This window comes from Coleofasciculus sp., from assembly GCF_046539235.1.
Taxonomy (GTDB): Bacteria; Cyanobacteriota; Cyanobacteriia; order Cyanobacteriales; family Coleofasciculaceae; genus Coleofasciculus.
Genome location: NZ_JBKHHI010000608.1, coordinates 1 through 2,595 on the forward strand (window position 1 = coordinate 1; position 2,595 = coordinate 2,595).

1 protein-coding gene and 1 pseudogene are annotated in these 2,595 nt (G+C 44.5%); one reads left to right on the plus strand and one right to left on the minus strand.

The features are described 5' to 3' along the window. Positions 1–499 (minus strand): RNA methyltransferase (locus ACLFWI_RS29205; RefSeq protein WP_446415843.1); only part of this gene is annotated, 499 nt, incomplete at its 3' end. A gap of 511 nt (positions 500–1,010) precedes the next feature. Here ACLFWI_RS29205 and ACLFWI_RS29210 point away from each other — a divergent pair. Further along, positions 1,011–2,595, plus strand: a pseudogene (locus ACLFWI_RS29210) (hypothetical protein); the annotation flags it as partial.

Consider the following 2,595-nt stretch of genomic DNA (forward strand, 5'->3'; position numbering starts at 1 on the left):
GCGTCTGGGAAGATGGGGAGGCGAGTTGAGACAGTTCATAACAGCAAACTGCTACAGCCTGCGCTAAGTTTAACGAGGGATACTCTGGATTGGCTGGGATACAGACAAATCGCTGGGCATAGTTGAGTTCATCGTTACTTAACCCCCGATCTTCGGGTCCAAAAATCAGGGCAGAGGTAATGTTATTCTCCAATAACCAGGGTAATGCCAAGCGTGGTGGTTCCAGAGTCGTCGGCAAATGACGAGTACGGGCAGTAGTTGCGATCGCACGTTGACATCCCTGTAACGCTTCAGGTAACGTTGCTACCTGTTGGGCTGATTCTAAAACATCGATACCATGAACCGCCATCTGCCGCGCTTCTGATGCCCTCGGATTACAATGGGGATTGACCAACCATAACTGGTGCAACCCCATATTTTTCATCACCCGGGCAACTGATCCTACGTTTAAAGCACCTGCGGGTTCGACTAAGATAATTCGTATATTCGCTAACGTCATGCCTTGTCCGTGAGCATATCATTGGTTAATTTACAGCCTTTTTTCTCATTTTCGGATAAATATCGGGTTTTTCGCGACCGAATCTTTAATATATAGTGTTATTCCTCATAGTCAGCACTATATATAGGATTTGAAAAAAATCAAGATCACTTTAATTTGTTGCCAATGATAAATATGTAACTTAGCCTCAACATTGAGCAAACAGCGCTGACAAGGTTTATTCTACTTGAGCTTTATAAAGACTTCATAATATAATCACAAATTTTTGATAAAGATTTAGTAAAATATCCTCACTGCCACCTGTCATTTTTCAACTCTTGTTCTATTGATAGATATAGAGGGTGTGATTTCCATGCGTTAACCTAGAAACAGGAGCGAAACTTGTTTATCTCATTGTCTTGGAGAAGAATAAAGAACCAACTATTGCCACAGGACTCTCTCCCCTGACCACGCGGCTGAAAACGAAAAGCAAAACACTGTAATTTCGCAAAATAGTCTCGGAGATTTAATCATGCCACAACAGATCATTGTTACCAACACAAAAGACAATGGATCAGGTTCCTTAAGAGAAGCAATTGCCCTAGCGCAATCAGGAGATACAATTAAATTCAGTTCCAGCATTGCCGGAAAAACTCTTACTCTCAGAACCGGTCAACTGGAAATTCGCCCTGGTAAAAATATAACCATTGATGGGGCAGACGCTCCAGGGCTGAGGATTAGCGGGAACAAACAATCCCGCATTTTTTATGTCAACTCGAATCAAGATTTCAACGCTAGCCTGACTTTAAAAAACCTTGACCTGATCAACGGGTATACCAATGAACGCGGCGGCGCCATTGAAATCACCCACCAAGGCGCATTAACGGTCGATAATGTTCAGTTTAAGAACAATGTCGCGGATAACGGTGGCGGTGCAATCTACAGCGCCTGGGAAACCGACTTAATCGTTAACGCTAGCACCTTTGATAATAATAAAGCAGTTGCCGGAAATGATGAACGTGGTGCTGGTGCCATTGCCTTTGTCAGTCCCGGAGAAATCACCGTCACCAATAGTGAATTTACCAACAACCAAGGGATTAACGGCGGGGCAATTAATAGTCTCCAAGGCAAGTTAACCATTGAGAATTCCACGTTCCTTAATAACGACACTACCGCCGCCTTTTACGATACCGGAAACAAGCATCCATCCTTGAGAGGTTATGGCGGTGCGATTTACACTGACCGCGCCAGTAGTGGAAGTGATGCTACCTCTGGCACAATTCGGATTATCGATAGTGTCTTTGAAGGAAATAAAGGACGGGGTGAAGGCGGTGCGGCTTATCTCTACACAGGGACTCAAGACAATGTAATTATCGAAGGCAGCCTCTTTGAAAATAACGAAATTTTAGCACTCCCTAATGGAGGAAATAAGGGTAATGGTGGTGCCGTTGTTCAACTTAGCAATGGACTCAACAAAGGATTAGTTGTTCGCGACACAACCTTTGCTAATAATACAGCAGCCAATCAGGGCGGTGGTTTATGGACTTATGACGCCCCAGCCAAAATTATTAACAGCACCTTTTCGGGTAATCAAACCACAGGAGATACAGCCGGGAGTGTCGGTGGTGGAATGACACTCTACAGTCCCACCCAAATTATCGACTCGACTATCGCTTACAATAACGCTAGCTGGGTTGGTGGTGGAGTATCGGCTGGCAAGAATGCCGATGTCAGCGTCAAGAATACCATCTTTTACCAGAATACAGCCGATAATGGCACAAATGATTGGGGGATTCAGCAACACACAAACAAGGAATTAACTGACAAAGGTGGGAATGTCCAATATCCACCGAAAGCTACCAATAACTGGAACGATTACAATGCGACTGCCAAGATTAGAATAATCGATGCCCAATTGAGTCCATTGCAGGATAATGGTGGTCCGGTTCCGACGCATACTGTGGGAAATCCCGAGGTAACAGCCGGGGCTTTCTTTGAAGATTCCGGCTTAACGGGTGGTGGTGATGTGACGAATAATGATCCTCTATTAGTCACCGCGATTGCTGACCAAACCGTTGAAGCCGAAGACTCCTTCAGTTTAGATATCACCAATAACT